Here is a 25718-nt window from a genome sequence, read left to right on the forward strand (position 1 = left end):
TCCTCGTCACCCCCAACCAAACCCAAGAACGGGACAAGAGCAATGACCCAACACATGAAGACACCGCCGGTCGTTTCGCAGGAAGCGTGGGAAGGCGCCTATGAAGAGATGCTGGTGAAGGAAAAGGCGCTCACCCGCGCCCGCGACGCTTTGGCCGCCGAACGCCGCCGCATGCCGTGGATGGAAGTCAAGAAGGACTATGTGTTCGAAGGCCCGAACGGCAAGGCGAGCCTGCTCGACCTCTTCGAAGGCCGCCGCCAGCTCGTCGTCTACCGCGCCTTTTTCGAGCCGGGCGTCTATGGCTGGCCCGAACACGCCTGCCGCGGCTGCTCGCTCGGCGCCGACCAGGTCGGCAACCTCGCCCATCTCAATGCCCGCGACACCACGCTTGCCTATGCCTCGCGTGCGCCGCAGGCCGACATCCAGCGGCTGAAGCAGCGGATGGACTGGAAGATGCCCTGGTACACCATCACCGACAGCTGGGATAAGGATTTCGGCGTCGACGAATGGCACGGCCACAACGTCTTCATCCATGACGGCAAGCGCATCTTCCGCACCTATTTCGTCAACAACCGCGGCGACGAAGCCTTTGGCACCGTCTGGAGCTATCTCGACGTCACGCCGCTCGGCCGCCAGGAGGTGTGGGAGGATTCGCCCGAGGGCTATCCGCAGACCCAGACCTACAAATGGTGGAATTGGCACGACAATTACGAGGAAGGCGCCGCGCCCGACCAGAGGTGGGTCGAGGTATCGGATGTCGGCGAAGCGGCGTTCCGCAACAAGAACGCCTGAGCGTGAAGCGACTCCGGTGGCGCGACCCGCGCCGCCGGAGCCGATCTCGCCAAGCCCTTCCCTCTCTCCGGCGCTTGCAAACCTGACCGCTTCAGAAGGTGGACACCATGAGCATCGACAATCCCGCCCCTCGCCTGAGCGGCTTCCGCCTCGCCGACTGGCTTTGCCTCGCCGCGGCGCCGACCTTCGCAGCGATGGCCCTGCTGACAGTTGCCTATGACGGCCACGACATGATGTGCATGCCGGGCGCCTCGGTGCTCAGCGGCATGGCACCGATGTATCTGTTGATGGCGGCCTTTCATCTTGCGCCATGGCTGCGGCTGGTGGCGAGGCGGGGGTGAAATCGACGATATCGCGGGTCTCCATCTCAGCTCCGGCCAAACGTCTGTTTCGCCAGTAGGATAGAGTTGACCAGCTCCTGGTCTTTGTAGGGTTTCGCGAGCAAAGGAACATCCGCCGGCAGGTCGCCGATTGCCTTGGTGTCGGCGTAACCGGTAATGATGACCGCTGGCCAATCCGCCTTCAGGTTGCGCGCAAATCGGATCACGTCCAGACCTGAAACGAGCGGCATGGCAAAATCGGTGACGATCACGTCGAAATCCTGCGGCGCCTTCTCGATCCTGGCCAGCGCCTCGGCGCCGCCGGCTGCGCATGTCACATCGAAGCCGCTTTGCCTCAACGACGCCGCGGTCAACTCGCGCAAGGCATCGCTGTCGTCGACCAACAGGATAGACGGCTGGGCGCCGTTGCCGTTCATGCGAGGTTGGCTGACCTGGCCCTGCTCGACCGATCGGACCGGTTGCTTCAATGATCGCGGCAACCACAGGTGCATCGCCGTGCCTCGCCCGACAACGCTCTCGATCCGAAGCGTGCCGCCCGACTGCTTCGCAAACCCGTAGACGGTACTCAGGCCAAGGCCGGTGCCCTTGCCGACGGCTTTCGTCGTGAAGAAGGGCTCAATGACCTTCGCCACGAGATCGGCCGGAATGCCCGAGCCGGTATCGATGACCGAGATGACGACATAGTCGCCCGCCCCCAGTTCGTCGGAGCGACCGTCGGTCGTGCGATTTTCAGCGCGTATCGTGATCGAGCCACCTGTGGGCATCGCGTCGCGCGCGTTGAAAACTAGGTTCATGAGGGCGAGCTCGAGCTGGCCTGCGTCCACCAGCACCGGCCAAACCGAATTGTCGATTTGCCATTCGAAACGAACCAGGCCTCCTAGCACCGGCCCGACGAGCCCGTACAGCGGCTCTACCAGCGTTGCCAGTTGCAATGGTTCGGGCTTCAGATGCTGACGCCGGGAAAAGGCGAGCATGCGATTGACCAGGTCGGCGCCTTGTTTGGCCGAACGCCTTGTAAGGTCAAGCACTTTTTTTCCCTGCTCGTCGAGCGCGGTGCTGCGCTCGAGCAGCCCGAGCCCGCTGAGGATTGCCGCAAGCAGGTTGTTGAAATCATGGGCAAGTCCGCCGGTAAGCTTGCCGATGGCGTCAAGACGCTGCGCCTTGAGCAGCCTGTCTTCAAGCTCGCGCCGCTCGGTGATGTCGAGCAGCGTGCCAACAATTTCGTCCGTATTTTCCACGGGATTATGCAAGATTACGCCCTGGTCCAGGAAGCTTCGGTATTTGCCATCCGCGCACTGCCATCGGAATTCGCAGCTATAGGAGCCGGCCACTTTGGCGCCAAGCAGCGCGGCCTCGACATCGGGCAAGTCGTCCGGATGCACACGGCTAAGACCAAAGCCGGGTTCCGATGTTAGCCGCTCGGGAGAAAATCCGGTCAACCGCTCGATCCCGCTGGTGACGAAGCGGGCGTCAAAAGGCGGTTCGAGCGACCGCGCATGAAAACATACCGGCACCGATTGCAGGATGGCCTCCTGGCGCTGCTCGGCGGCGCGCAAGGCTCGTTCCGCCTCGAGCCTCGACTTTTGCGACTCCAGGGCCCGCTCCAGCAGTTTCTGCTCCACAATCGCCTTGCGCTGGATTTCGAGGGTCTTCTCGTGCAACTCGACGAACACGGCCACCTTCGAGCGCAGCATGACCGAATCGAAGGGCTTGAAGACGAAGTCGACCGCACCGGCGCCATAGCCGCGCAGCATGTGCGCTTCTTCCTTGTTGATCGCGGTCAGGAAGATGATGGGGGTGCGTCTCGACTGCTCTCGTTGGCGGATCAATGAGGCAGTCTCGTATCCGTCCAGCCCCGGCATCAGCACATCCAGCAGAATGACGGCGAAGTCTTCTTTCAGAAGAAACCGCAGCGCCTCCTCGCCAGTGTGCGCACAGACGACTTCGCCCACACCGGCCAAGACTTCGCTGATCGCCATGAGATTGCGATCGTCATCGTCAACGGCGAGGATCCGGGCGCCTTCTGTGACCTCCGGCAAGCCTGGCTGGTGCTCGGGTTCGGTCTTCAGAATTCTTTGCATCGACGAACCGTCACATGACCGCCAGGAGCTTTTCTGAAGGCTGCGCGTGTTGTCTCGACCGCCCGATCCAGACCCGGAGCAGCGCGAGCAGAAGGTCAAGATCCACGGGCTTGGCTATGTAATCTGAAGCACCCGCATCAAGGCACTTTTGCCGGTCGCCCTTCATGGCCTTGGCAGTCACCGAGATCAGGGGAACGTGCGCGATTGGCGGCATGCCGCGTATCTGCCGCATGGTTTCATAACCGTCCATCTCAGGCATCATGATGTCGATGAGCGCAACGTCCATGTCTGGATTTTGCTCGAGCAGCGCGATGCCGTCGCGACCCCGCTCGGCATGCAAAACCTGGATGCCATACGTTTCGAGCACGCTGGTCAGCGAATAGATGTTGCGAATGTCGTCGTCGACGATGAGAACTTTGGCGCCGGCAAGATCGGACTTATCCGATCGTTCGGAGACCCCGGCCCCGTTGGTACGACTATCCCGCGGCAGGGTTGCCGACATCAGCAGCGCCAACTGGCCAAAATTCTCGGCACGGGCAAGATCCGCCAACTCCGGTCTCAGCCCGATCAGTTGCTCCAGTGCCTCCGGATAGGGTGCGAAGAACACAAGCTTGGATGACAGGCTCTCGAGCGAGGCCGCGATCTCCTCGATCATCTTGGCGTTGTCCTTGCCCGATCTCCCGAAGCCCAGCACGATCGCGTCATAGGTGTCGAAGTCTATTCCGCGGCCATTTGCGGCGATCCGACCGACAGGCGTGACGGAAGTGACGCCATCGCGGATCGCTTCGACCAAGGCAAGCCGCCGCTCGGGATCGGCATCCACGATCAGGACATTGCGCTGCAGGCGCAACTTGCTCGAATGAATGTCCTCGAACACCTTCATGAGGTCGTCCGACGATGCCGGCTTTGTTGAGACGCTGGCGGCGCCATTGCGCAACAGGCCAGCCGTATCTTCCGCGCCCGAGATGACATGTATCGGGATGCCTGCGGTCTTGGGGTCGTGCCGCAGAAGATCGAACAGCACCCAGCCATCTATATCCGAAAGGCCGAGATCCAGAGTGATTGCGTCCGGAACCAGCTTCCTCGCCAGCGCCACCGTCCCGGATCCCGCGGTGGACAAGACGCCCTTGAGACCTGCCGAGCGCGCCATGCCCAATAGCAATCCCGCAAAGGTGGGATCGTCCTCGACGATCAGCACGACCCGGTCTTCGGGAGAGAGCGCATCCCGGTCGTCGATCAGTTCGGGAACCGAAACACCGCCCGTGGGAACCATCACGTCCTGTTCGATGATCACGGGTTGCGGAACCGCCCGCGGACCTTCGATGGGGATCACGAGCGTGAATGTCGAACCCTTGCCGGGCGTGCTCTCAACCCTCAGTTCGCCTCCCAGCAGCCGCGCGATCTCACGGCTGATGGACAGGCCGAGCCCGGTACCGCCGTATTTTCGGCTGGTGGTGCCGTCGGCTTGTTGGAAAGCCTCGAAAATCAGCTTCTGCTTGTCCTCGGGAATGCCGATGCCGGTATCCGTGACCGCGATGGCCACTGCCTTGGGCGCATGGACACCGTTGCGCCGCCCGGTCCTCTCGGGCCTGAAGGTGAGGCTGACCTCGCCCATCGACGTGAATTTGAATGCGTTCGACAACAGGTTGAGCACGATTTGCTGCAGCCGCTTTTCGTCGGTGCGCACCGTCTCCGGAAGGCCCGGGTCAAGTTCTATGGTGAAGCCCAGTCCCTTGTCGGCCGCCAACTGACGGAATGTGCGTTCCATGTGCTGGCGAAGATGCGCCAGCGGCATATCATTGATCTCGACGGAAACAGTACCGGACTCGATCTTCGACAGATCGAGAATGTCGTTGATGAGGCTGAGCAGGTCTGTCCCTGCCGAATTGATGGTCCGGGCAAATTCGACTTGCTTGTCGTTGAGATTGCCCTGCTGATTGCTGGCCAGCAGATTCGAGAGGATGAGCAGCGAGTTCAGCGGCGTGCGCAGCTCGTGGCTCATATTGGCCAGAAATTCGGATTTGTACTTGGAGGTCAGCGCGAGCTGTTCGGCTTTCTCCTCGAGCGCCCGCCGAGCCATTTCGATTTCCAGATTCTTGTTTTCCACCTGCTTCTTTTCGTTTTCGAGCAGCTGGGCCTTTTCCTGGAGCTCTTCGTTGGTGGCGTGCAGTTCCTCCTGCTTCTTGGTCAATTCCGTCTGGCGCGCCTGCAATTCGGAGGTCAGAAGCTGCGACTGTTTGAGCAGACCTTCGGTGCGCATCGTCGCCGCGATCGTGTTGAGCACGATGCCGACCGATTCCATCAGCTGATTGAGGAACGACTGGTGCGTGTCGCGAAATTCGCTGAAGGAGGCGAGCTCGATCACCGCCTTGACCTCGTCTTCGAAGAGCGCGGGCAGGATGATGACATTGGCCGGCGCGGCGTTGCCGAGGCCGGTTGTGATGCGCAGGAATTCCGGCGGCACATTGTCGAGGACGATCGCACGCTTGTCGGCGGCGCTTTGGCCGATAAGCCCCTCGCGCAGGTCAAGCCGCTGTTTCATCGAGGCCTTGCTCTCGGCGCCATAGGACGCCGCAAGCTCGAGATAGGACTCGTCTTCTTCCCGATTGGTTACGTAGAACACGCCGTATTGCGCATTCACCAATGGCGCCAGCTCCGACATGATCAGACGCGACACCGTCGCCAGATCGCGCTCGCCCTGCAGCATGCGCGAGAACCGCGCCAGATTGGTCTTCAGCCAGTCCTGTTCGGCATTCTTGAGCGTCTGATCCTTGAGGTTGCGGATCATCTCGTTGATGTTGTCCTTAAGCGCCGCCACCTCGCCTGACGCCTGGACGCTGATCGAGCGCGTCAGATCACCCTTGGTCACGGCGGTCGACACTTCAGCGATGGCACGCACCTGGGTCGTGAGATTGGCTGCGAGCTGATTGACATTGTCCGTCAGGTCGCGCCAGAGGCCGGCCGCGCCCGGCACGCGGGCCTGGCCGCCAAGCTTGCCTTCGATGCCGACCTCACGCGCGACGTTGGTCACCTGGTCGGCAAAGGTAGCGAGCGTCTCGATCATGCCGTTTATGGTATCGGCCAGCGAGGCGATCTCGCCCTTGGCATCGACAGTGAGCTTGCGGCGCAGATTTCCCTGCGCCACCGCGGTCACGACATCCGCGATGCCGCGCACCTGGTTCGTGAGGTTAGTGGCCATCAGGTTGACGTTGTCGGTAAGGTCCTTCCAGGTGCCGGCAACGCCCTCGACGCGAGCCTGGCCGCCGAGCTTGCCCTCGGTGCCGACCTCGCGCGCCACGCGCGTCACCTCCCCGGCGAAAGAGTTCAGCTGATCGACCATGGTGTTGATCGTCGACTTCAGCTCCAAAATCTCGCCCTTGACGTCCACGGTAATCTTTTTCGACAGATCGCCGCGCGCGACGGCCGTGGTCACTTCAGCGATGTTACGCACCTGGCCGGTGAGGTTTTCGGCCATGGAATTCACGTTATCGGTAAGGTCTTTCCATGTGCCGGCGACGCCGCGGACCTGGGCCTGGCCGCCCAATTTGCCCTCGGTGCCGACCTCTCGGGCGACGCGGGTCACCTCTCCGGCGAATGAGTTCAACTGGTCGACCATGGTGTTGATCGTCGACTTCAGCTCCAGGATTTCGCCTTTGACGTCGACCGTGATCTTCTTGGAAAGATCACCAAGGGCGACGGCGGTGGTCACCTCGGCGATGTTGCGCACCTGACCGGTCAAATTCGCGGCCATGGCATTCACATTGTCGGTCAGATCCTTCCAGGTGCCGGCTACGCCGCGAACCTGCGCTTGCCCGCCCAGCTTGCCATCCGAGCCGACCTCGCGCGCAACACGCGTCACTTCCGACGCAAACGAGTTGAGCTGGTCGACCATCGTGTTGATGACGTCCTTGATCTGCAGGATCTCGCCCAGCGCATCGACCGTGATCTTCTGAGTCAGGTCGCCGGTGGCGATCGCGGTCGCGACCTTGGAGACGTCACGCAGTTGGACCGTCAGATTGCCGGCCATTGCATTCACATTGTCGGTCAAATCCTTCCAGGTGCCGCCGACGCCTTCGACGTGGGCCTGTCCGCCAAGCTTGCCTTCCGAGCCGACTTCGCGCGCCACGCGCGTCACTTCCGAGGCGAATGAGTTGAGCTGATCCACCATCGTGTTGACGGTGTCTTTCAATTCCAGAATTTCGCCCTTGACGTCGACGGTGATCTTCTTCGACAGGTCGCCGCGCGCGACGGCCGTGGTCACTTCGGCGATATTGCGCACCTGGCCTGTAAGATTGGCAGCCATCAGGTTGACGCTGTCGGTCAGGTCCTTCCAGGTACCGCCGACGCCTTTCACGTCGGCTTGGCCGCCAAGCTTGCCTTCGGTGCCAACTTCGCGGGCAACGCGCGTCACCTCCGATGCAAAAGAATTGAGCTGATCCACCATGGTGTTGATGGTGTCCTTGAGCTCCAGGATCTCGCCCTGGACGGCCACGGTGATCTTCTTCGACAAATCACCAGACGCGACCGCCGTCGTCACTTCGGCGATGTTGCGAACCTGCCCGGTCAGATTTTCGGCCATCGAGTTCACATTGTCCGTCAGATCCTTCCACGTGCCGGCGACGCCACGTACCTGGGCCTGGCCGCCCAGCTTGCCCTCGGAACCGACTTCGCGCGCCACGCGCGTCACTTCCGAAGCAAACGAGTTGAGCTGGTCCACCATCGTGTTGATGGTGTTCTTCAGTTCGAGAATTTCACCCTTCACATCGACGGCGATCTTCTTCGACAGGTCGCCGAGAGCGACGGCCGTCGTCACCTCGGCAATGTTGCGAACCTGTCCGGTCAGATTTTCGGCCATCGAATTGACGTTGTCGGTAAGGTCCTTCCAGGTGCCACCGACACCCTCCACGCGCGCCTGGCCGCCGAGCTTGCCTTCGGTGCCGACCTCGCGCGCCACGCGCGTCACTTCCGAGGCGAATGAATTGAGCTGGTCCACCATGGTGTTGATGGTGTTCTTGAGCTCCAGGATCTCGCCCTTCACGTCGACGGTGATTTTCTTCGACAAGTCGCCCGAGGCGACAGCCGTGGTGACCTCGGCGATATTGCGGACCTGCCCTGTGAGATTGGTCGCCATGGCATTGACGTTGTCGGTCAGGTCTTTCCAGGTGCCGGCCACGCCCTTCACCCGTGCCTGGCCGCCCAGCTTGCCTTCGGTACCCACCTCGCGGGCAACGCGCGTAACCTCCGAAGCGAAGGATCCCAACTGCCCGACCATCGTGTTGACGACCTTGCCGATACGGAGAAACTCGCCTCGCAGAGGCCGACCGTCGATCTCCACCATCATGGTTTGCGACAGATCGCCCTTGGCAACCGCACCAATGACGCGAGCCACCTCCGTGGTCGGTTGGACCATGTCCTCGATCAGATCGTTGACGGAGCGGACGCTTTTTTCCCAGCTGCCTGTGGCATTGCGTACATGGCCGCGCTCACCGATCCGCCCATCCTTGCCGACCATCCTGCTCAGCCGCTCGAACTCGCGCGTGACCTGATCGTTGATCTCCACGATCTGGTTGAAGGTGTCTGCGATATCGGAATCGAGCCCTTCATAGACATTGTCGATGCGTACAGAGAAGTCGCCCCGCCGGAAGGCCTTGAGGGCATTCAAAATCTGGCGGCGGTCCAACTGCGGCTTGGATTTCAACGTAGTCACAGCGCCCCCTCACAGCCCTGGCTGATAACGATGAAGACTTTATCGCGAATGAAAGATTCCCCTCGCGGACACACTCCCGCGAGGGCCACAACGCGCGAACCGTATTTCGGTTCCAATTAATGGGCGGCGATATCTTCGTTGAGCGCCGCATGACGAATAGGCGGGTGCCGATCCTGCCAAATCGAAAGTCAGGCCGCCGCCCCCTCCGGGTCTTGACGAAAATAGGCGCGCCTGTTTGAGACATGGAGCAAATGGAGACATTTGCTCCATGGGAGACGAGCAGGCGGTGGGCAGGCTGTGAAGCGCGTTTTTCGATTGCTTGCCGCGGCGATCCTGGCGTCCGGCGTGACCGGATGCACGAGCATTTCCTATTATGCGCAGTCATTGGAGGGCCATGTTGAGATCATGGCGGCGCGCAAGAATGTCGGAAAACTGATCCGTGATCCTTCGACGCCGGAACCATTGCGCGCCAAGTTGACGTCGGCCAGCGCCATACGCCGCTTTGCCACGGACGAACTGGCGCTGCCCGATAACAATAGCTACCGCAGTTATGTCGACGTCGGTCGGAACGATGTGACGTTGGCGGTCTTCGCCGCGCCGCAATTCTCGCTCGCGCCGATAACATGGTGCTTTCCGGTGTTCGGCTGCGTTCCCTACAAGGGTTATTTTTCGCGCAAAGACGCGCTCGACAATGCCGCTGAGCTGCAGCGGCAGGGGCTGGACGTCTATGTGACGGGCATAACAGCCTATTCCACGCTGGGCTGGTTCAGCGATCCGCTGCTCAGCACCATGCTGCGTCAGAACGACACCTATCTCGCAAGTCTTATCTTCCACGAGCTGGCGCATCAGAAAGTCTATGTGAACGGCGACTCCGCGTTCAACGAGGCTTTCGCGGTTTCCGTCGAAACCACCGGTACGAGGAAATGGCTCCGCGCCACCGGCAACCGCCCCGGATTGCGCAGCTACGAAATTGACCGCAAGCGCAAGGCAGATTTTCTCGAACTGATATCGAAAACCCGGGACGAACTGAGGCAGGTCTACGGGAGCCCGCGCAGTCCGGAACAGATGGCCGCGGCCAAGGCAGCCACGATCGACAGGCTGCGGGTGCGCTATCGGCAAATGCGCGATAGGCGATGGGCGGGATACCGTGGATACGACGCCTGGTTCGACAGCCCCATCAACAACGCGAAGCTCGCGGCGACTGCTGTCTACGGCGAAGAGGTTCCGACGTTTCTCCGCTTGTTCAGCCTATGCTCCGGCGATTATCCAAGATTCTATGCTTCCGTTCGGCGGATCGGGAATTTGCCCGCACCTTCCCGCGCCGAAGCGCTTAGGACCGTGGCTGCTTGTTATTGACCATGTAAGGGATTCGGCACCGGAGGCCGCTCGGGCAAATGTTGGACAATTACGAGGTGGACAGGTTCGGCGTGATCCACCAGATCGACTTCACACCGATCAAATACGACAAGAAATACATATCCTATTATGAGGACCTGAGCGATCGGACCATCAAGCTCGGCTATCAGCGGCTTGGCTGGGTACTCGGCATCACCGGCGAGATTCCTCGCTCGGTACTGGAAATCGGATACGGCACGGGCACGTTCATCGAAGCGGCGAAAATAACCGGAGTCGCCGACTGCGCCGGCTGCGATATCGCCGAATTTCCCCTGCCCAAGGGTGTCCGCTTTGTCGATTGGGATGAGGCGCTCGCCGGCACCTGGGACCTCGTCGCCATGTTCGACGTGCTGGAGCACATCCCGGACCTCAGTTTCCTTTCCAGCCTTCGGACCCGCCACCTGGCTGTCGCCGTTCCTTATTGCCGTTGGCGCGAGCTCGGCGCCGACGGCGACGCGTGGTTCCGGACGTGGCGCATGCGCCTGCCCAACGAGCATCTGCACCATTTCGACCGTGACTCGCTGGTAGCGCTCCTGGCGCATAGCGGCTTCGAATGCGTGACGCTGAATTGCTTCGAGGACGGGATCAGACTGCGGCCCGGCGAAGCGGGTCCGAACGTTCTGTCGGGCTTCTTCAGGAAGCCGTAGGCCGGCGGCCCTGCCGATCGGCTCTAGCTCGCCGCGACACTGTGCCGACGCGTGACCCGCTGAGCGGCAATAGCGGACTACTCTTCCGAGGCGAGCTCGCCCAGATGGCGACGGACCCAGCTCATCTCCTCAGAAGCCGTGCGTCCAAAATGCCGCTTGAAGTCGCGGCTGAACTGAGCCGCGCTCGCATATCCGACCGAAGCCGCGACCTGAGCGATCGTTCCCTTGCGTGCGATCATCAGTCTTGCCTCGTGCAGCCGCATGGCTTTCACGTACTGCATCGGGCTGCTTCCGGTCATTTCCTTGAAGTGAACGTGGTAAGAAGGCACGCTCATGCCTGCTTCTCCCGCGAGATCGGCGACCGAGATTTCAGCGCTGTAGTTTTCCCGCAGCCATGCGAGGCTCCGCACGATCCTTCCCGATCTGCCTCTTTGCCGCAAGGCCGCGATCATTGCGCCGCCTTGCGGGCCAATCAGGACACGGTAATGCAGCTCGCGCAGAAGGCTTGATCCAAGAATAGCGGTCTCGGCAGGATTGCGAAGCGCCGTCAGCAGGCGCAGCAGGACATCCTCGACATCGGAGCCCATTCTGCTCGATACGAGACTTCGCGGCCGGTCGCTTCTCACAGCCGAATGCATCTCCAGCTGCGCGGCAATGTCGGCCGCCATCCGCATGTCGAACTCGACATAGACCGCAAGCAGAGGACGATCGGGGCTGGCCGTCGACTCCATTCGAAACGGAACAGGGACCGACACCGCCAGATAATGGTCTTCATCGTAGAGATAGACCTCCCGTTCGAGGATGCCTCGCTTGCTCCCCTGCAGGACGAACACCGCGCCCGGTTCATAGAGCACTGGGACGTCATGGAACACGGCCTCCGTCCGGAGCACCCGCACGCTCTCAAGCGCGGTCGCGTTGTATCCAATGCGTTCGGCGAGAGCTCCGGCCAGATTGACCAGTTCCCGTCTTCGTCCGGCGTCGGTTCCAATAGGATTTGGCAAGCCATTCATAGAAATCGCAATCGAAGACACCCATCGCCCCATACTATTTGCCAAGGCGCACTCCATCAACAAAGGACCGCAGACCATGGCGAAAAAGACCTTTTTCATCACCGGCGCCAATTCCGGCTTTGGCCTCGCCATCGCTTCCGCCGCCATCCAAGCAGGCCATACGGTCATTGGCACCGTACGGTCCGAGACGTCACGCGCGGCACTCGGCAGATCCCTCCCCGCGATCCGGACGGTCATGTGCGATGTCACGGAGTTCGACCGCGTGCCGGACGTCGTCGCGCAGGCAGAAGAAGAGCACGGGCCCGTCGATGTCCTGATCAACAATGCCGGCTATGGCCACGAAGGCGTGCTTGAAGAGTCGCCGCTCGAAGAGATGCGGCGTCAGTTCGACGTGAACGTCTTCGGCGCCGTGGCGGTCGCCAAGGCATTTCTTCCGAGGTTCCGCGAGCGATGCCGTGGCTTCATCGTCAATGTCACCTCGATGGGCGGCATGATCACGATGCCGGGCATTGCTTACTATTGCGGCAGCAAGTTCGCGCTCCAGGGCATATCGGAAGTGATGCGTTCGGAAATGGCCCCGTTCGGCGTACGCGTTACGGCGATATGCCCCGGCTCCTTCCGGACGGCCTGGGCCGGGCGCTCCATGGTTCGAACCGAAAGGTCCATCGCGGATTACGATGCGCTGTTCGATCCGATCCGGGAAGCCCGGCAGGCGAAAAGCGGCAAGCAGCTTGGCGACCCGGACAAGCTCGCGACGGCCGTATTGGCTCTGGTGGAATCCGAAGCTCCGCCGCCGCAGCTCCTGCTTGGCAGCGACGCTCTCAAGCTCGTGTCCGAGCGTATCGAGCGCCTCCAGCAAGAGATCGAAGCCTGGAGGGCTGTGACCATCTCGACCGATGGCTGACAGCATATCCACAAACGGCAAAGCCGGAGTTGGACGGTTGGGTCAAACCCTACGTCCAGTGAGACCCTATACGCGGTTTGGCGCCGCGCCCTCTATGGTGTCTCCCTCTACGCCTGGGAACGACGAGGCCGGTCGCGGAATTGGCCGAACGGATGACGGCGGTTCTTGCCGCCCGATTTCAGACCTCCGAATGAGCGCGGGAATGATCCGTCCGCATTGCCTTCCGCGCCGGCTCGCACAATAGTCGGGCCAATGTTCGAGGCGATTGCGAGTCACTGGTCGACGCTTATCCTGATCCTGTCGCTGGCGATGGCGGCGGTGGGCATCGTGCATGCCATCATGACGAAGGAAGACGTGCGCGCTGCCACCGGCTGGGTCGGCGTGATGCTCTTGTCGCCTTTCCTCGGCGCGATCATCTACGCCATTGCCGGGATCAACCGCATCCGCCGTGCGACGATCAGCGCCATGCGGCCGGTCTCGTCCGAGGCCGCCGCCGCCAGGCATGACCGGGACGTCGCGCTGGAAGCCTTGATCAACGCCGAATTCGGCCAGCGTTTCACCGGGCTGAAGACGCTTGGCGACAGGGTCACGCGGCGCCCGCTCACCTCGGGAAACACCATCGCCGTGCTCAAGACCGGCGACGAGGCCTATATGGCGATGTGCCGTGCGATCGACGCGGCGCAACGGAGCGTGCTTCTGGAAACCTATATCTTCGACAACGACGCGGTCGGGGCGCTTTTCGTCCAGTCGCTCGGCAATGCCGTCAAGCGCGGCGTCACCGTGCGCGTGCTGATCGACGCCGTCGGCGTGCGCTACTCGGTGCCTAGCATCCTGAAACAGCTCAGGGAAGCCGACGTCACCGTTGATCTCTTCAACGGCAACATCGTCATGGGCCTGAGACTTCCCTATGCCAATCTCAGGACCCACAGGAAGATCCTGATCGTCGACGGCACGGTGGCGTTCACGGGAGGCATGAACATCCGCAAGGGTTTCTCGGCCGAATTCGCCGGTTCCGACAGTTCGCGCGACACCCATTTCGAGGTCACCGGGCCGGTGGTGGCCGATCTGTTCTCGGTTGCCGCCGAGGATTGGCGCTTCGCCGGCAACGAGGCCCTGAAGGACGGACCCTGGCAGGTCGAGCGCATGGTGCCGCCGCCAGGGCAGCCGATGCTGGTGCGCGCGGTGGCGACCGGGCCGGACGCGGCCAACGAAACCAACCTGAAGCTGCTGATGGGCGCGTTCTCGGTCGCCCGCAAGTCGATCCGCATCATGTCGCCCTATTTCCTGCCGGACCGGGAGTTCATCAGCGCATTGACCACCGCCGGCCGGCGCGGCGTCGAAATCGACATCGTCGTGCCGGCGGTGAACAATCTTTTCCTCGTCGACCATGCGATGACGGCGCAGTTCGACCAGGTTTTGAAGCACTATTGCCGCGTCTGGCGCCATGAAGGCTCGTTCGACCATTCGAAGCTGATGGCAATCGACGGCGTGTGGGCCTATGTCGGCTCTTCCAATCTGGACGCCCGCTCGCTGAGGCTGAATTTCGAGATCGACCTGGAAGTCCTGGATATAAACTTCGCCGCTGAGATCGACGCCCGCATCGCGGCCGCCATCTCGACCGCTCAGCCGGTGACGCTGCAGACGCTGAAGGCAAGGCCGTTCGCGATCCGCGTCTTCGACCGTTTGCTGTGGCTGGGATCGCCCTATCTTTAGAGCAGGAAATCGAGCATCGGGATCATGGAGATAGACGACATCAAAGGACGCAGCCTACCCGAGACCGTGCTGCTCTCGATCCGCAGCAGAAGCGCGCGCAAGGCGAAGGCGACGCCGCGCAAGCGCGTCAACGACACGGAAATCGTCGTTGCCTCCTACAACGTCCACAAATGCATCGGCACCGACCGCAAATTCGACCCTGAAAGGACGGCGCGCGTCATCCGCGAAATCAGCCCCGACGTGATCGCGCTGCAGGAGGCCGACAACCGCTTCGGGGACCGCGCCGGGCTGCTCGACCTTGCCCGCCTGGAGCTGGAGACGGGGCTGGTGCCGGTGCCGGTCAGGGGCAACGGCAAGGGGCATGGCTGGCGCGGCAATGTGCTGTTGTTCAAGCGCGGCACCGTGCGCGACGTCCACCAGATCAAGCTGCCGGGGCTGGAGCCGCGCGGCGCGCTGGTCGCCGAGATCGATCTCGACGAGAAACGATCGCTGCGCGTCATTGCCGCCCATCTCGGCTTGCTGCGTCGCTCGCGTTCGGAACAGGCCCGGGTCGTGCTCGACATCATGAGCAGCGCCGACGAAAGGCCGACGCTGCTTCTGGGCGACCTCAACGAATGGCGGCTCGGCAACCGCTCGGCGCTGAACACGCTGCACACGACCTTCGGCCCGACGCCGGCGGTGCCAACTTTCCCATCCGGCCTGCCAGTGCTGGCGCTCGACCGCATCATGGGCAACCGGCACGATCTGGTTTCAGGCGTCGAGGCGCATGACACGCCGCTGTCGCGCGTTGCTTCCGACCACCTCCCGCTGACGGCCTTCGTGCATCTTTGAGACAGGCCGCCCTCACCCTTCCCGCAGCCAGACCAGCATCTCGCCGGGATCGCGATTGTCCCAAGCGAAATAGGGAACGGCCTTGAGTTTCGATTCCCGCGTCGCCGGAGGTTCGGGGCGGTAGAGATCGGCGCCCCAGTTTTCCGCATCGGCCCTGTTGCCGATGGCCGAAAGGGTGACGACGCCGCCGAGCAGGTTCGGCTCTTTGTGCGCCTCGAGCCTTGCCTCGCGCGGCAGGGCGATGCGATGCAGCCCGCCGCCATTGTCGGTCTCCTCGACGCAGTAGATCAGCGGGCCGCGCGCGAGCGCCACGCGGCCGATGTCCTGGCGCACCTGCGGGTTGGCGAAGAGACGGGCCATCGACATTTCGAGGTCGAGCTCAACCTTGTCGCCCTGGCGCCATTCGCGGCGGATCGCGGCATAGCCGTCGACCGTCGCCGCTTCCAGATCGACGAGCTTGCCGTTGACACGCAAAGCCGCCTTGCGGCACCAGGCGGGTATGCGCAAGTGAAGCGTGAACTCTACGGGCGCCTCCGGCCCGATCTCGATCGCAATCGCGCCGTCCCAGGGATAGCTGCTGGTCTGGACGAGCGTCACCTGCCGGCCGGCGATCTCGAAGCGCGCAGTCGAATCGCCATAGAGGTGCACCGCCAGCGCATCCTCGGCGAGGCCGTAGAAATAGCTGCCGATGGAGGCCACCATGCGGCCGATATTGGGCGGGCAGCACGGGCAGCGGTGCCATTTCCAGCGGTGATGGCCGCCGCGGCTCTCCAGCGGGTTCTCGTAGAAGAACAGCGAGCCGTCGAGCGATAGGCCCGAGATCGAGCCGTTGTATAAAGCGCGCTCCATCATGTCGGCGTACCGGGCGTTCGGGCCCATGCCCAGCATGCGGCTTGCCCAGAACACCAGGCCGACCGAGGCGCAGGTCTCGGCATAGGCGGTCTCGTTGGGCAGGTCGTAGTCGTTGGTGAAGCCTTCATTGTCGGCCGATGGGCCAAGGCCGCCGGTGACGTAGAGGCTTTTGGTGGTGAGATCGTCCCAGAGCCGCTCGAGCGCCAGCTTGAGCGTGTCGTCGCCATACTCCGTCGCGATATCGGCCATGCCGGAATAGAGATACATGGCTCTCACCGCATGGCCGACGACCTTGTCCTGCTCGCGCACCGGCTTGTGCGACTGGTTGTATTCATAGGTCTTGAAGTGGAAATCCTTGGGGTCGGCGCCGCGCGCCAGCGCCTCCTCGTCGAAATAATGCGGCTGCTGGCCGCGCTGGTCGATGAAATACTTAGCCAGCTTCATATATTTGTCGTTGCCGGTCGCACGCGCGAGCCTCACCAGCGCCAGCTCGATCTCCTCATGGCCGCAATAGCCCTTCCGCTTGCCGGGCTCGGGACCGAAAGTGTCGGCGATGTGGTCGGCATAGCGGCTCATGATGTCGAGCAGCTTGCGCTTACCGGTCGCTTGGTAGTAGGCGACCGCGCCCTCGATCAGATGGCCGGCGCAATAGAGCTCGTGGCAGTCGCGCAGATTGGTCCAGCGCAGACCGGGCTGAATGCGCTGGTACCAGCTGGAGAGGTAGCCGTCCTCCTGCTGCAGTTTTTCGTACATGCCGATGACGGTGTCGATCTTCTTTTCCAGATCGGGATTGCGGCGGCGGTAGAGCGAATAGGCCGCGGTTTCGATGGTCTTGCCCCAATCGGAATCCCAGAACATCTGCGTCGTCACGGTGCGCGCGGTGAAGCCGTCGCTGACGTGGAAGGGGATGACCACGCCCGGCGACGGCACGTCCGGATCGATCTGCTCCAGCATGCGCGCCTCGACGCAACGGTCGTAGAGGATGCCGGCGGTCTTGGCGGCGACCGCGTCGACACGGTCGCCCCAGAAGCCGCGGACATCGACCTGCGGCACGGGCAGCGGGCGAAAGGCGAGCTTCGGCCTGGCGGAGGTGCCGGTCTGCGCGGCGGGTCGCGATGCGGTCATGAACTTCACTCCATTCGAAATCATTTGACGGCCCCGGCCATGAGGCCGCGGATGTAGAAGCGCTGCAGCGCCAGGAACAGGATCAGGCAGGGCACCATCATCACCGTGACGCCGGCCTGCACGGCGCCCCAGTCGATGGCGCCGAAGCGGCCGGACTGAAGCGCCGTCATCATCACCGGCAGGGTGAATTTGGACTGGTCGGTCATCAGCACCAGCGCCGCCAGGAACTCGTTCCAGGCGCCGAGGAAGGCGAACAGCGCAATGGTGACGACGCCGGGCCAGACCAGCGGCAGCATCACCTTGACGAGCATGGTGACGTTGTTGGCGCCGTCCATGCGCGCGGCTTCCTCGATCTCGCGCGGCACGGCGTCGAACGCGTTGCGCATCATGAAGATCGAGAACGGCAGCTGCAGCGTGACATAGACGCAGACCAGGCCGGTCAGCGTGTTGTGCAGGCCGAGCTTCGTCAGCACAAGGAAGATTGGCGTCAGGATCGACTGGAACGGGATCATGATCGTCGACAGGATCAGGACGAAGAAGAAATCCCGGAAGGGAAAGCGGAAGCGCGAGAAGCCGTAGCCGGCGAGCACGCTGACCAGCACCGAGAGCAGCACCGTCATCACCGAGACATAGATGCTGTTCTGCGCCGAGGCCCAGAGCCCGTCGCCAAAGGAGTTCAGCGTCTCATAATTCTCGATCGAGAAGCCGGTGGTCGGCCAAGGCGGCAGCGGCGGCTGGCGCGCTTCCTGCGCCGGCTTGAAGGTCGACAGCACCGTCCACACGATCGGCGCCAGGAACAACATCGAGGCGATGATGCCGGTGGAATGCCTGGCCAGGCTGAAGCCGACTTTCCGCTTTTGCGACATCGCGCCGGCCATCAGTCCAGCCCCTCGGGTTTGCGCAGCAGCCAGAGCTGGATGAGGCTGAGCGCCACCAGGATCACCAGCAGCACCATGGAGAGCGCCGCGCCGTAGCCGAGCTTGAACGAGACGAAGGACTGGTTGAAGATCCAGTAGACCGCCGTCAGCGTCTGGTTGCGCGGGCCGCCGCGCAGGATGATGTAGAATTGGTCGAAGGCAAGGATCGAGCCCGCGACCGACAGGATCAGCGCCAGCGCCAGCGTGCGGCGCATCAGCGGCAAGGTGATGGCCCGGAACCTGGCGAACGGGCCGGCGCCATCGATGACGGCGGCCTCCTGTAGGTCCTGCGGGATTGACTGCAGGCCGGTCATCAGGATGACCATTGTGAAGCCGGCGACCTTCCACACCACCATGGCGATGATCGACCAGAAGGCCGGCTGGAAGGTGGCGAGAAGATTGACCTTCTTTTCGGTCAGGCCGAGGTCGTAAGCGGCCGGGCTGAACAGGCCGGAATCGACATTCAAGAGCCAGGACCAGAGCAGGCTCGCCGAGGCGAAGCCGACCACGGCCGGCATGAAGAAGGCGGTGCGGTAGAAATTGGTGAGCGGGCGCGGCTTTTCGATGAAGATCGCCAGCGGAAAGGCGACGGCGAAGATCGCGATCGTGACCATGACCGTGTAGTAGAAGGTGAATTTCAGCGCGTTCCAGAATCGCGTGTCGCGCAGGATAGCAAAGTAGTTATCGAGGCCGATGAAGGCATGCTCGCCCATCAGCGGCCAATTGTGCAGTGACATCCAGGCGGTCATGCCGAGCGGAATGACGAAGAAGACGGTGACCAGGGCGACGGCCGGCAGGACATAGAGCAGCCCCACCAATTGCCGGCGGTTGACGCCGGTGCGCGAGCGGGCGGGTGGGGAGGCGGCTGTGATGGCGGTCATGGCTTGGCTCCCCCTTCTCCCCTTGTGGGGTGAGCAGCCGGTTCACCGTAGGTGAATTCATCGTGCCAGTGGCACGATGAAAGGCCGGCGAACGCCGGGACGCTGCGAAGCGGGGACCCGGCCGGGGATGGATCGGCGCGTAGCGCCGAGACGGATGAGGGGTGTTCCAGGGAACGCCAACGCCTCACTCCGCTGGAACACCCCTCATCCGACCGAGCTTCGCTCGGCCACCTTCTCCCACAAGGGGAGAAGGAGGAGCCAGCTCGCCGGCGCCCCCTCACCCGGATTGCCGACCGGATTGCGAAGGGCAATCCGGGGCAATCCGACCTCTCCCCAAGGGGAGAGGAGATCGCCAGCGTCGGCGCTAACCTCTTCTCCCCACCGGGGAGAAGGTGGCCGCGTAGCGGCCGGATGAGGGGGTCTTTTCTCAACGCGTCAGTCCCAGTCTATTCAGCGATACGGTCCCCGGCCGCCCGGCCAGGGAGACGGGGCGGGCGGCCGGTCAGAGCCTTGGCGGCGAGGCGTTGCGCGATCCTCGCAGCCGGCTGGCCCTGGTATCTACTTGTTCGGCGCCTGGTCGATGATCGACTGCATCGTGTCCTGCGCGTTCTTGATGGCGCCGTCGACGTCGTCGCCGAAGAACACCTCGTTGATCATCTGCGTCCAGGGACCGTTGGCCGAGTTGATCAGGTCGTTGAACACCACCGAATAGGGCGTCTTGCCCTTGGCCATCGCCTCGGCAGCCACCTGGTAGCGCGGGTCGAGGTCCTTCAACGCGTCCTTGGCGATGTCGTTGCGCACCGGCAGGCTGCCATATTTGGCGAGGATGGTCTGGCCCTCGAGCGAATAGGCGAAGTCCAAAAACTCCTTCACCACAGCAATCTTCTTGGTGCCCTTGGTGACGACAAAATTGTCGCCGCCGGCGAAGGACGACCAGCCGCCATCCTTGCCCGGCAGGAAGGTGATGCCGTAGTCGATATCGGGATACTGCGTGTTGAGCGCGCCGATGGCGAAAGCGCCGGACGGCGAGAGACCGATCTTGCCGCCGGCAAAGGCGGCGAAGAAGTTGGCGCCGGTATCGGTCTGCGCACCCTCGGGCACCAGTCCCTTCTTGATCATCGAGCGGTAAAGGTCGATGGCGCCGCGCAGCTGCGGGCTGTCCAGCGTCGCCTTCGAGCCGTCCTCCGAGAGGATGTCGCCGCCCGAGGCCCAGATCAGCGGCGTGAAAGTGAAGATGTTGCAGCCGCCGCAATTGCCGGAGAAGTAGAAGCCCTTGATGTCGCCGCCGAGCGCGTTGACCTTTTCGGCGTCGGCCTCGATCTCGGCCCAGTTGGCCGGGCCCTTCTCAGGATCGAGCCCAGCCTGCTTGAACAGCTTCTTGTTCCAGATCAGCACCGAGGCGTCCGCCGAGAACGGCAGGCCGTAGATGCGGTCCTTGTAGGTGCCGGTCTTCACATGCGCCGGCGACAGGCTGGCGAAATAGGGCAAGGATTTCGCCCAGTCGGTGATGTCCTCCAACTGGCCGGCGGCGGCGAAGGACGGCGCGTAAATCAGGTCGAGCGAGAGCGCGTCGGGCGCGGTGCCGCCGGCCGCTGCCGCGCCATATTTCGGGATGATCTCGGCGTTGGGAATGATGTCGAGCTTGATCTGGTCCTTGTGCGCCTTGTTGAAGGCGTCGACGATGCGCGGCATGAAGTTCGAGCCGTCGGCGCGCACCCAGATGTTGGCGGTCTCGGCGGACGCCGCCTGCAGGCCGCCGCCGATGACGGCCGCGGCTAAAGCCAGCTTGGCAAACATGGTCTTCATTTTACTCCTCCTCATGGTTCTCCTCCCTGTTTTGGCCACGCCGCCCGGCTTGTTCGGGCGCGTAGCCTTGTTGCTTCATTGCGGCGGACTGCCGCACGACTGACGCACCACCAGCCGGCACGGCAGTTTCCTGATGCCCGGCGCGGCCGGCTGGCCGTCGACGAGCGAAAGCAGGGCAAGCCCGGCCTCGCGGCCGAGGCTTGCCAGGTTCATGTCGATCGAGGTCAGCGGCGGGCGCGTCGCCTCGGCCACGATCTCCCAATTGTCGAAGCCGATGACGCCGACATCGTCGGGCACGCGGATGCCGCGCTCGCGCAGCGCGTCAATGACGCCGCGGGCGATCTGGTCGTTGCCGCAGAAGACGCAGTCCGGCCATCCTTCCCTGCCCGCCTTGTCGAACAATTTTGCCACCGCATCGTGGCCCCAGGCTTCCGACCAGGCGCCGAGCAGCGGCTCGGCTGCGGGCAAGCCGTTCTCCCTCAGGACGTCGCGGTAGGCCCCTGCCCGCGTGTGCACCACGGCGAAACTCGCCGGGCCGCTGACATGGGCGATGCGGCGGCGCCCGAGCCGCAAGAACTGCTCCACCGCCAGCCGCGCGCCGCCGGCGTCATCGGAAACGAGCCCGACCGCGCCGGGATCCGGCTGAGTGAAGGCGTAGACGACCGGAATGCGCAGGTTGGAGAGATCGACCGGCAGGTGGCGGTCGATGCGTTTTCCGGTGGCGACGATGCCGTCGACGCGCTTGTCGAGCATGGCCTCGACATGCAGCTGAGCGAGCCGCTGGTCGTCCTCGACATTGCATAGGAAGACCGACACGCCCTTGTCGACCAGCGCATCCGAAACGCCGGCCATCAGCGGCAGCGAGAAGCGGCCATAGGTATCGTTGGTGAGCAGGCCGACGGTGAAGGAGCGCTTGCGCAACAGGCTCTGCGCCAGGTTATTCGGCCGGAAGCCGAGCAGCCGCGCCGTCTCGCGGATGCGCTCGCGCGTCTCCGCCGTCATGCGGCCCTGCCCGTTCAGCGCCTTGGACGCCGTCGCCACGCTGACGCCGGCCGCGGCGGCGACCTCGCGCAGGGTGACCGGCGGCTTGGCAAAGACAGGCGCTAATTCGGCGTCAGAAACCATTTTTCGGCGCAGGACCTCCCAGTTGAGAAAACCTTTGCTCACAACGGCCTGCAGCATTCGAACCGTGGGCGGATGTCCAAAGCAACCGTTTGGGAAAAGGTTTTCTCAAGCGGAGAGTAGGGCGAAGATGAGCATGAAGGCAAGAATTTTTTGTGACAATCGGTCCCGCGAAGGGCATCAGGCGGACGGGGCTCCGGAACGTCGCAGATCAACCACTTTGAACAGAATGGGCAAACGACTGACGCACCCGCGATAGCTAGCGCGCACCTTCCAACCGGACAGGCCTACCCCAAAGAGCGAAAGCTGGACGGCGGCCGCGACACCCACGCCTCTATCTCGCGGCTTACCAAACCGGCGGCTTGGTGATGGATGAAATGCCCCGCGTCAGGGATGACTACAAACGACGTGACGTTATCGACTTCACGGAAGGTGCCGTCATAGGCGTTGGTCGGAACATAGGGATCGTGGGCGCCGAACATGACCAAAGTCGGCGCCTTGACCAGGGGCAATTGGCCGATATCCGGCACCCTGCCGAGCGGAATGTTGGCTCTGTAGTAACCCAGCATCGCCTCCGGATCGGAAAGCCGGAGCGACTCTGCAAGCGCCTGCCTGTCGGCTTCATCGTCGACCCATTCAGCAAGCTTCTCCGGCGCGGGCATGGCGGACGCTCCTGCCTCCTGGAAGAGGCGCATATAGGCGAAATACCGGGCGTTGGTCGGATCGGCGATGGCGCGCAGGTAGTTGCGCGGATGAGGGGTGGAAAGGACGACCAGATGGCGAACCACCTGCGGCACCCGCATAGCCAGCCACCAGGCAATGGTACCACCCCAGTCGTGACCGACGATCGAGGCCTGGGAGAGTTGTTCGGCCACGAGCACTGAAAGCACGTCCTCGACCAGATGCGGCAGCAGTGTGTAGTGGGCATGCCCCCGCGGCGCGTCGCTTCGCCCGAACCCGCGCAAATCCGGCGCCAGCACCCTGAAACTGCCGCACAGAGCCTCCATCTGCCGGCGCCAACCAAGGCTATGATCGGGAAAGCCGTGCAGGAAAAGAAGCGGCGGGCCGGAGCCCGCCGCGACGTAGTGCAGTTTGACGTTTCTGTTCGATGCGAACCTGGTCTCGAAACCTGTCTTCGGAGTCACCCTGACCGGCCGCCGCGATCACATCTTGACTTCGAGGCGCAGGAACGGGCCTTGGAACACCTGATTCTTGTGGTCTGCGTTCACAAGCAGATTGTGCCACGCTTCGACCTTGTAACCAGCGGTGAAGGTAGTGTTCGTTATCGGCGTCCAGCTCAGGCCGAGCGATGCGTCGAGATTCGAGACCGTCTCGTTCGAGCCCTGACTGGCCAGCGATTCGGAAAAGTGTTCGTCAGGGTTTGTGGAGGAGATATTGAAACCGAGACGCTCGGTGCGGCGGCCCCACATGACGGCGCCTGAAGCCGAACCCGTCAGGCCCCAGTTTTCGCCGACCGGATAGTAAGCTTCCGCACCAACGCGCGGGCCGATGCCCCAGTACTCGGCCGTACCGATCTTGTCAGCGGCGATGCCCTTGTCGGCAGGATTGGTAGGCGTGAACTTCTCTGAAAACTCGCCCAATGTTTCGTCGGAATGCACAAGCCGCAGGCCGCCGAAGAAACGGATATCGGTCTGTTGCACCTTGACGTGCTTGCCGATGTCGAAATCGAAAGCCTGGAAGCTGTAACCGTCGCCGAAATTAAAGCTCACCATACCGTTTGAAGGACTAGTCACAGGTTCCTCGCCGAGAAGGACCGACCGGTCCTTGCCGACATGGAAGGCGCCGGCAAGTCGCCAATCGAGGTCCGGAGAAATCTGCTTGGTCAGCGCTACCGATCCGGAGATATCGCCGTTGCTGTTGCCCAGCTTATCGCTGCTGAGCTTGTCGTCGTTGTGGACATTGTTCCAAAAGTACGCGCCTTCAAATGCGAGCTTGACGCGCGAATCGATGACCGTCTGATCCGAAGGCTGCGCCTCTGTCGCGTGAGCTGTCGCCACGCCGACGGAAGTAACCGAGGCGGCCGAGGCCGCCACGGTCGCCAATAGTTTACCCTTGCCTTGCATTTCCTGCCCCGCCCTAGAATCCAGCCCGGCGCAATATTGCAGACGCTTTCATAAAGGCATATTGCCGCTACGCCGTGTCAGCAACTTTGCCGGACCGGTGTCACGTCTTTGCAACAGTAACCGGCACGTGTATTTGAACGTTGCAAGCGTCGGGTGTTTTCCGACATGGGGGGTAGGGTGAACAGCCCGGCGCAAATCGACGGCATGCTCAATAACCTCGTGTACGCTCTGTTCACGCGGAGCGGCCTGCAAGACGAGGGCGAGCTTGGGAAAGTTCCCAGAGAAATCGGCAATCTCGTCGTCTTCGACCACCCGGAGGCCGTGGACAGGATCGCCAAGACTCCCGCCCTTTTTCGCAAGAATTTCTCTCTGATCTCGGCGCTCGGCTTCAGCCGCTTCAACACCAATGACGAGGAATGGGCTACCAGGCGCGCGATCACCCAAGACCGCTACCTGGCGGCGGCGAAGCCCGCCCATGAGCAAGGCGTGGCTGAAGTCTTCGGCAACTGTCTTGCCGGTTGCGAGACCTCGCTCGCCGGCATCCAGCAGGCGCTTTTCGCTGGTGCCATGACGATTTTTTACCAGGCGTTCGGCCTTGTCGCGCAGGCGGGGCCGACGGCCACGCTGCTTGACCGCACGCGCGAGGTGCTGCGGCGCCTGCAATATTATTCCTGGGTTACGCCCACCGATGCCGAGCGCAACAGCGCCATTCACGATGCCCGCGCGATCATCGCCGATTTCGGCTCGCAGCTTACGGCAGACCCACGCACGGTGGCCGAAATGGCCCGCTTCTCGGAGAAGGCTGGCGGGATTGGCGGTTTTTCGCCAATCGAAGAGTTTGTGATGAACCTCTTTGCCGGCGTCGAGACCACCGTGACGACGGTGCTATGGGTTATCGACCGGCTCGGCGCCAACCATAAGGCCCAGGAGCGCGTCCATGAGGAGATCGCGGGGGACGAAAAAGAAACACCGTTCACCGACTGCTTCATCAACGAGACGATGCGCTATTTTCCGCCGATCCCGTTCCTGACCCGCGAGGTGGGCACCGATACGGTCATCGATGGCACCGCACTGAGGGCCGGACAGCTTATCATGCTGTCGATCGTCGGCGTTCACCAACATCCGGCCTTCTGGGAAAACCCGAGGACTTTCGATGCCAGCCGCAAGGAGTTCATCAACAACAGTTTCGACCGCCGCGCCTTCATCCCCTTCCTGACTGGGCCGCGTATGTGCGGAGGCGCACGCCTGGGCCGACTCGAGGTGGAGCAGGCGGTTCGCGCGGTCGTGCGCCAGTTCGCCTTTACCCGCGCCGACGACGTTATCCGCTTCGACTATGGGCTGGCGCTGCGCCCGGCGAGCGGCATGTCGGTCACGGTATCAAGACGCTAACGGGCGCTTGCCTGTTTCGACCGATATTCAACCAAGTCCGAAAGCCGCTATATCAATCTCCCGGCCGCCTCGTTGGGACGAGATCGGCTGGGAGCATATATTTTTATCGAAGTGCGATCCC

The 25718-nt window shown here is 62.5% G+C and carries 18 protein-coding genes; 8 read left to right on the forward strand and 10 right to left on the reverse strand.

The annotated features are described in order from the left end of the window. Window positions 1–42: 42 nt before the first annotated feature. Both O7A05_RS22995 and O7A05_RS23000 read left to right on the forward strand, forming a co-directional pair. A complete protein-coding gene (locus O7A05_RS22995) occupies window positions 43–792 on the forward strand; it encodes a DUF899 domain-containing protein (protein ID WP_337095229.1) in 750 nt (249 codons plus the stop codon). Between the two features lie 107 nt (window positions 793–899). Beyond that, the gene (locus O7A05_RS23000) at window positions 900–1133 is read left to right on the forward strand and encodes a hypothetical protein (RefSeq protein ID WP_337095230.1); all 234 of its coding nucleotides are present in this window, start codon (window positions 900–902) and stop codon (window positions 1131–1133) included. 26 nt (window positions 1134–1159) lie between these two features. On the opposite strand, the gene O7A05_RS23005 is transcribed toward O7A05_RS23000, so the two are convergent. Continuing rightward, a complete protein-coding gene (locus tag O7A05_RS23005) occupies window positions 1160–3214 on the reverse strand; it encodes a response regulator (RefSeq protein WP_337095231.1) in 2055 nt (684 codons plus the stop codon). A gap of 10 nt (window positions 3215–3224) precedes the next feature. After that, on the reverse strand, window positions 3225–8921 hold the full coding sequence (locus tag O7A05_RS23010; protein WP_337095232.1) for a HAMP domain-containing protein: 5697 nt from the start codon (window positions 8919–8921) through the stop codon (window positions 3225–3227). Between the two features lie 315 nt (window positions 8922–9236). Here O7A05_RS23010 and O7A05_RS23015 point away from each other — a divergent pair, with 315 nt between their 5' ends. Next, complete coding sequence (locus O7A05_RS23015) at window positions 9237–10277, forward strand: aminopeptidase (RefSeq protein WP_337095233.1); 1041 nt, start codon at window positions 9237–9239, stop codon at window positions 10275–10277. Between the two features lie 38 nt (window positions 10278–10315). Beyond that, window positions 10316–10963 (forward strand): class I SAM-dependent methyltransferase, encoded by a 648-nt coding sequence (locus O7A05_RS23020; protein ID WP_337095234.1) that lies wholly within the window; start codon window positions 10316–10318, stop codon window positions 10961–10963. Between the two features lie 77 nt (window positions 10964–11040). Here O7A05_RS23020 and O7A05_RS23025 read toward each other — a convergent pair whose 3' ends face one another. After that, complete coding sequence (locus O7A05_RS23025; protein ID WP_337095271.1) at window positions 11041–11973, reverse strand: AraC family transcriptional regulator; 933 nt, start codon at window positions 11971–11973, stop codon at window positions 11041–11043. 76 nt (window positions 11974–12049) lie between these two features. On the opposite strand from O7A05_RS23025, the gene O7A05_RS23030 reads away from it, so the two are divergent. The 3 genes from O7A05_RS23030 (at window position 12050) to O7A05_RS23040 (ending at window position 15421) form a co-directional block, all read left to right on the forward strand. Continuing rightward, window positions 12050–12877 (forward strand): oxidoreductase, encoded by an 828-nt coding sequence (locus tag O7A05_RS23030; protein ID WP_337095235.1) that lies wholly within the window; start codon window positions 12050–12052, stop codon window positions 12875–12877. Window positions 12878–13129: 252 nt separating this feature from the next. Beyond that, on the forward strand, window positions 13130–14590 hold the full coding sequence (locus O7A05_RS23035) for a phospholipase D-like domain-containing protein (protein WP_337095236.1): 1461 nt from the start codon (window positions 13130–13132) through the stop codon (window positions 14588–14590). A 24-nt stretch (window positions 14591–14614) separates the two neighbouring features. Further along, window positions 14615–15421, forward strand: coding sequence for an endonuclease/exonuclease/phosphatase family protein (locus tag O7A05_RS23040; protein WP_337095237.1), 807 nt, complete (start codon window positions 14615–14617; stop codon window positions 15419–15421). 12 nt (window positions 15422–15433) lie between these two features. Here O7A05_RS23040 and O7A05_RS23045 read toward each other — a convergent pair whose 3' ends face one another. From O7A05_RS23045 to O7A05_RS23075, 7 genes are all read right to left on the reverse strand, one after another. After that, the gene (locus O7A05_RS23045; RefSeq protein WP_337095238.1) at window positions 15434–17398 is read right to left on the reverse strand and encodes a glycoside hydrolase family 127 protein; all 1965 of its coding nucleotides are present in this window, start codon (window positions 17396–17398) and stop codon (window positions 15434–15436) included. Between the two features lie 20 nt (window positions 17399–17418). After that, window positions 17419–18276, reverse strand: coding sequence for a carbohydrate ABC transporter permease (locus O7A05_RS23050; RefSeq protein ID WP_337095239.1), 858 nt, complete (start codon window positions 18274–18276; stop codon window positions 17419–17421). Next, a complete protein-coding gene (locus tag O7A05_RS23055) occupies window positions 18276–19196 on the reverse strand; it encodes a carbohydrate ABC transporter permease (RefSeq protein WP_337095240.1) in 921 nt (306 codons plus the stop codon). The genes O7A05_RS23050 and O7A05_RS23055 overlap by 1 nt, the downstream gene beginning before the upstream one ends. Window positions 19197–19754: 558 nt before the next feature. Then, window positions 19755–21002: an ABC transporter substrate-binding protein gene (locus tag O7A05_RS23060; protein ID WP_337095241.1), complete on the reverse strand. Its 1248-nt coding sequence runs from the start codon at window positions 21000–21002 to the stop codon at window positions 19755–19757. A gap of 75 nt (window positions 21003–21077) precedes the next feature. Then, complete coding sequence (locus O7A05_RS23065; protein WP_337095242.1) at window positions 21078–22127, reverse strand: LacI family DNA-binding transcriptional regulator; 1050 nt, start codon at window positions 22125–22127, stop codon at window positions 21078–21080. Between the two features lie 284 nt (window positions 22128–22411). After that, on the reverse strand, window positions 22412–23269 hold the full coding sequence (locus O7A05_RS23070) for an alpha/beta fold hydrolase (RefSeq protein ID WP_337095243.1): 858 nt from the start codon (window positions 23267–23269) through the stop codon (window positions 22412–22414). Between the two features lie 18 nt (window positions 23270–23287). Next, entirely contained in the window at window positions 23288–24208 is a 921-nt protein-coding gene (locus O7A05_RS23075; protein WP_337095244.1) for an Lpg1974 family pore-forming outer membrane protein, read from the reverse strand. A 204-nt stretch (window positions 24209–24412) separates the two neighbouring features. Here O7A05_RS23075 and O7A05_RS23080 point away from each other — a divergent pair, with 204 nt between their 5' ends. Then, complete coding sequence (locus tag O7A05_RS23080; protein ID WP_337095245.1) at window positions 24413–25597, forward strand: cytochrome P450; 1185 nt, start codon at window positions 24413–24415, stop codon at window positions 25595–25597. Window positions 25598–25718 lie beyond the last annotated feature (121 nt).

The sequence above is a fragment of the Mesorhizobium argentiipisi (SeqCode) genome, from assembly GCF_037179585.1.
GTDB lineage: Bacteria > Pseudomonadota > Alphaproteobacteria > Rhizobiales > Rhizobiaceae > Mesorhizobium > Mesorhizobium argentiipisi.

What these genes read in the sequence shown, in the direction of transcription:
- O7A05_RS22995 (WP_337095229.1), top strand. Translation starts at nt 43, where the DNA reads ATGACCCAACACATGAAGACACCGCCGGTCGTTTCGCAGGAAGCGTGG.
- O7A05_RS23000 (WP_337095230.1), top strand. Translation starts at nt 900, where the DNA reads ATGAGCATCGACAATCCCGCCCCTCGCCTGAGCGGCTTCCGCCTCGCC.
- O7A05_RS23005 (WP_337095231.1), bottom strand. Translation starts at nt 3,214, where the DNA reads ATGCAAAGAATTCTGAAGACCGAACCCGAGCACCAGCCAGGCTTGCCG.
- O7A05_RS23020 (WP_337095234.1), top strand. Translation starts at nt 10,316, where the DNA reads ATGTTGGACAATTACGAGGTGGACAGGTTCGGCGTGATCCACCAGATC.
- O7A05_RS23025 (WP_337095271.1), bottom strand. Translation starts at nt 11,973, where the DNA reads ATGAATGGCTTGCCAAATCCTATTGGAACCGACGCCGGACGAAGACGG.
- O7A05_RS23030 (WP_337095235.1), top strand. Translation starts at nt 12,050, where the DNA reads ATGGCGAAAAAGACCTTTTTCATCACCGGCGCCAATTCCGGCTTTGGC.
- O7A05_RS23035 (WP_337095236.1), top strand. Translation starts at nt 13,130, where the DNA reads ATGTTCGAGGCGATTGCGAGTCACTGGTCGACGCTTATCCTGATCCTG.
- O7A05_RS23040 (WP_337095237.1), top strand. Translation starts at nt 14,615, where the DNA reads ATGGAGATAGACGACATCAAAGGACGCAGCCTACCCGAGACCGTGCTG.
- O7A05_RS23045 (WP_337095238.1), bottom strand. Translation starts at nt 17,398, where the DNA reads ATGACCGCATCGCGACCCGCCGCGCAGACCGGCACCTCCGCCAGGCCG.
- O7A05_RS23050 (WP_337095239.1), bottom strand. Translation starts at nt 18,276, where the DNA reads ATGGCCGGCGCGATGTCGCAAAAGCGGAAAGTCGGCTTCAGCCTGGCC.
- O7A05_RS23055 (WP_337095240.1), bottom strand. Translation starts at nt 19,196, where the DNA reads ATGACCGCCATCACAGCCGCCTCCCCACCCGCCCGCTCGCGCACCGGC.
- O7A05_RS23060 (WP_337095241.1), bottom strand. Translation starts at nt 21,002, where the DNA reads ATGAAGACCATGTTTGCCAAGCTGGCTTTAGCCGCGGCCGTCATCGGC.
- O7A05_RS23065 (WP_337095242.1), bottom strand. Translation starts at nt 22,127, where the DNA reads ATGGTTTCTGACGCCGAATTAGCGCCTGTCTTTGCCAAGCCGCCGGTC.
- O7A05_RS23075 (WP_337095244.1), bottom strand. Translation starts at nt 24,208, where the DNA reads ATGCAAGGCAAGGGTAAACTATTGGCGACCGTGGCGGCCTCGGCCGCC.
- O7A05_RS23080 (WP_337095245.1), top strand. Translation starts at nt 24,413, where the DNA reads ATGCTCAATAACCTCGTGTACGCTCTGTTCACGCGGAGCGGCCTGCAA.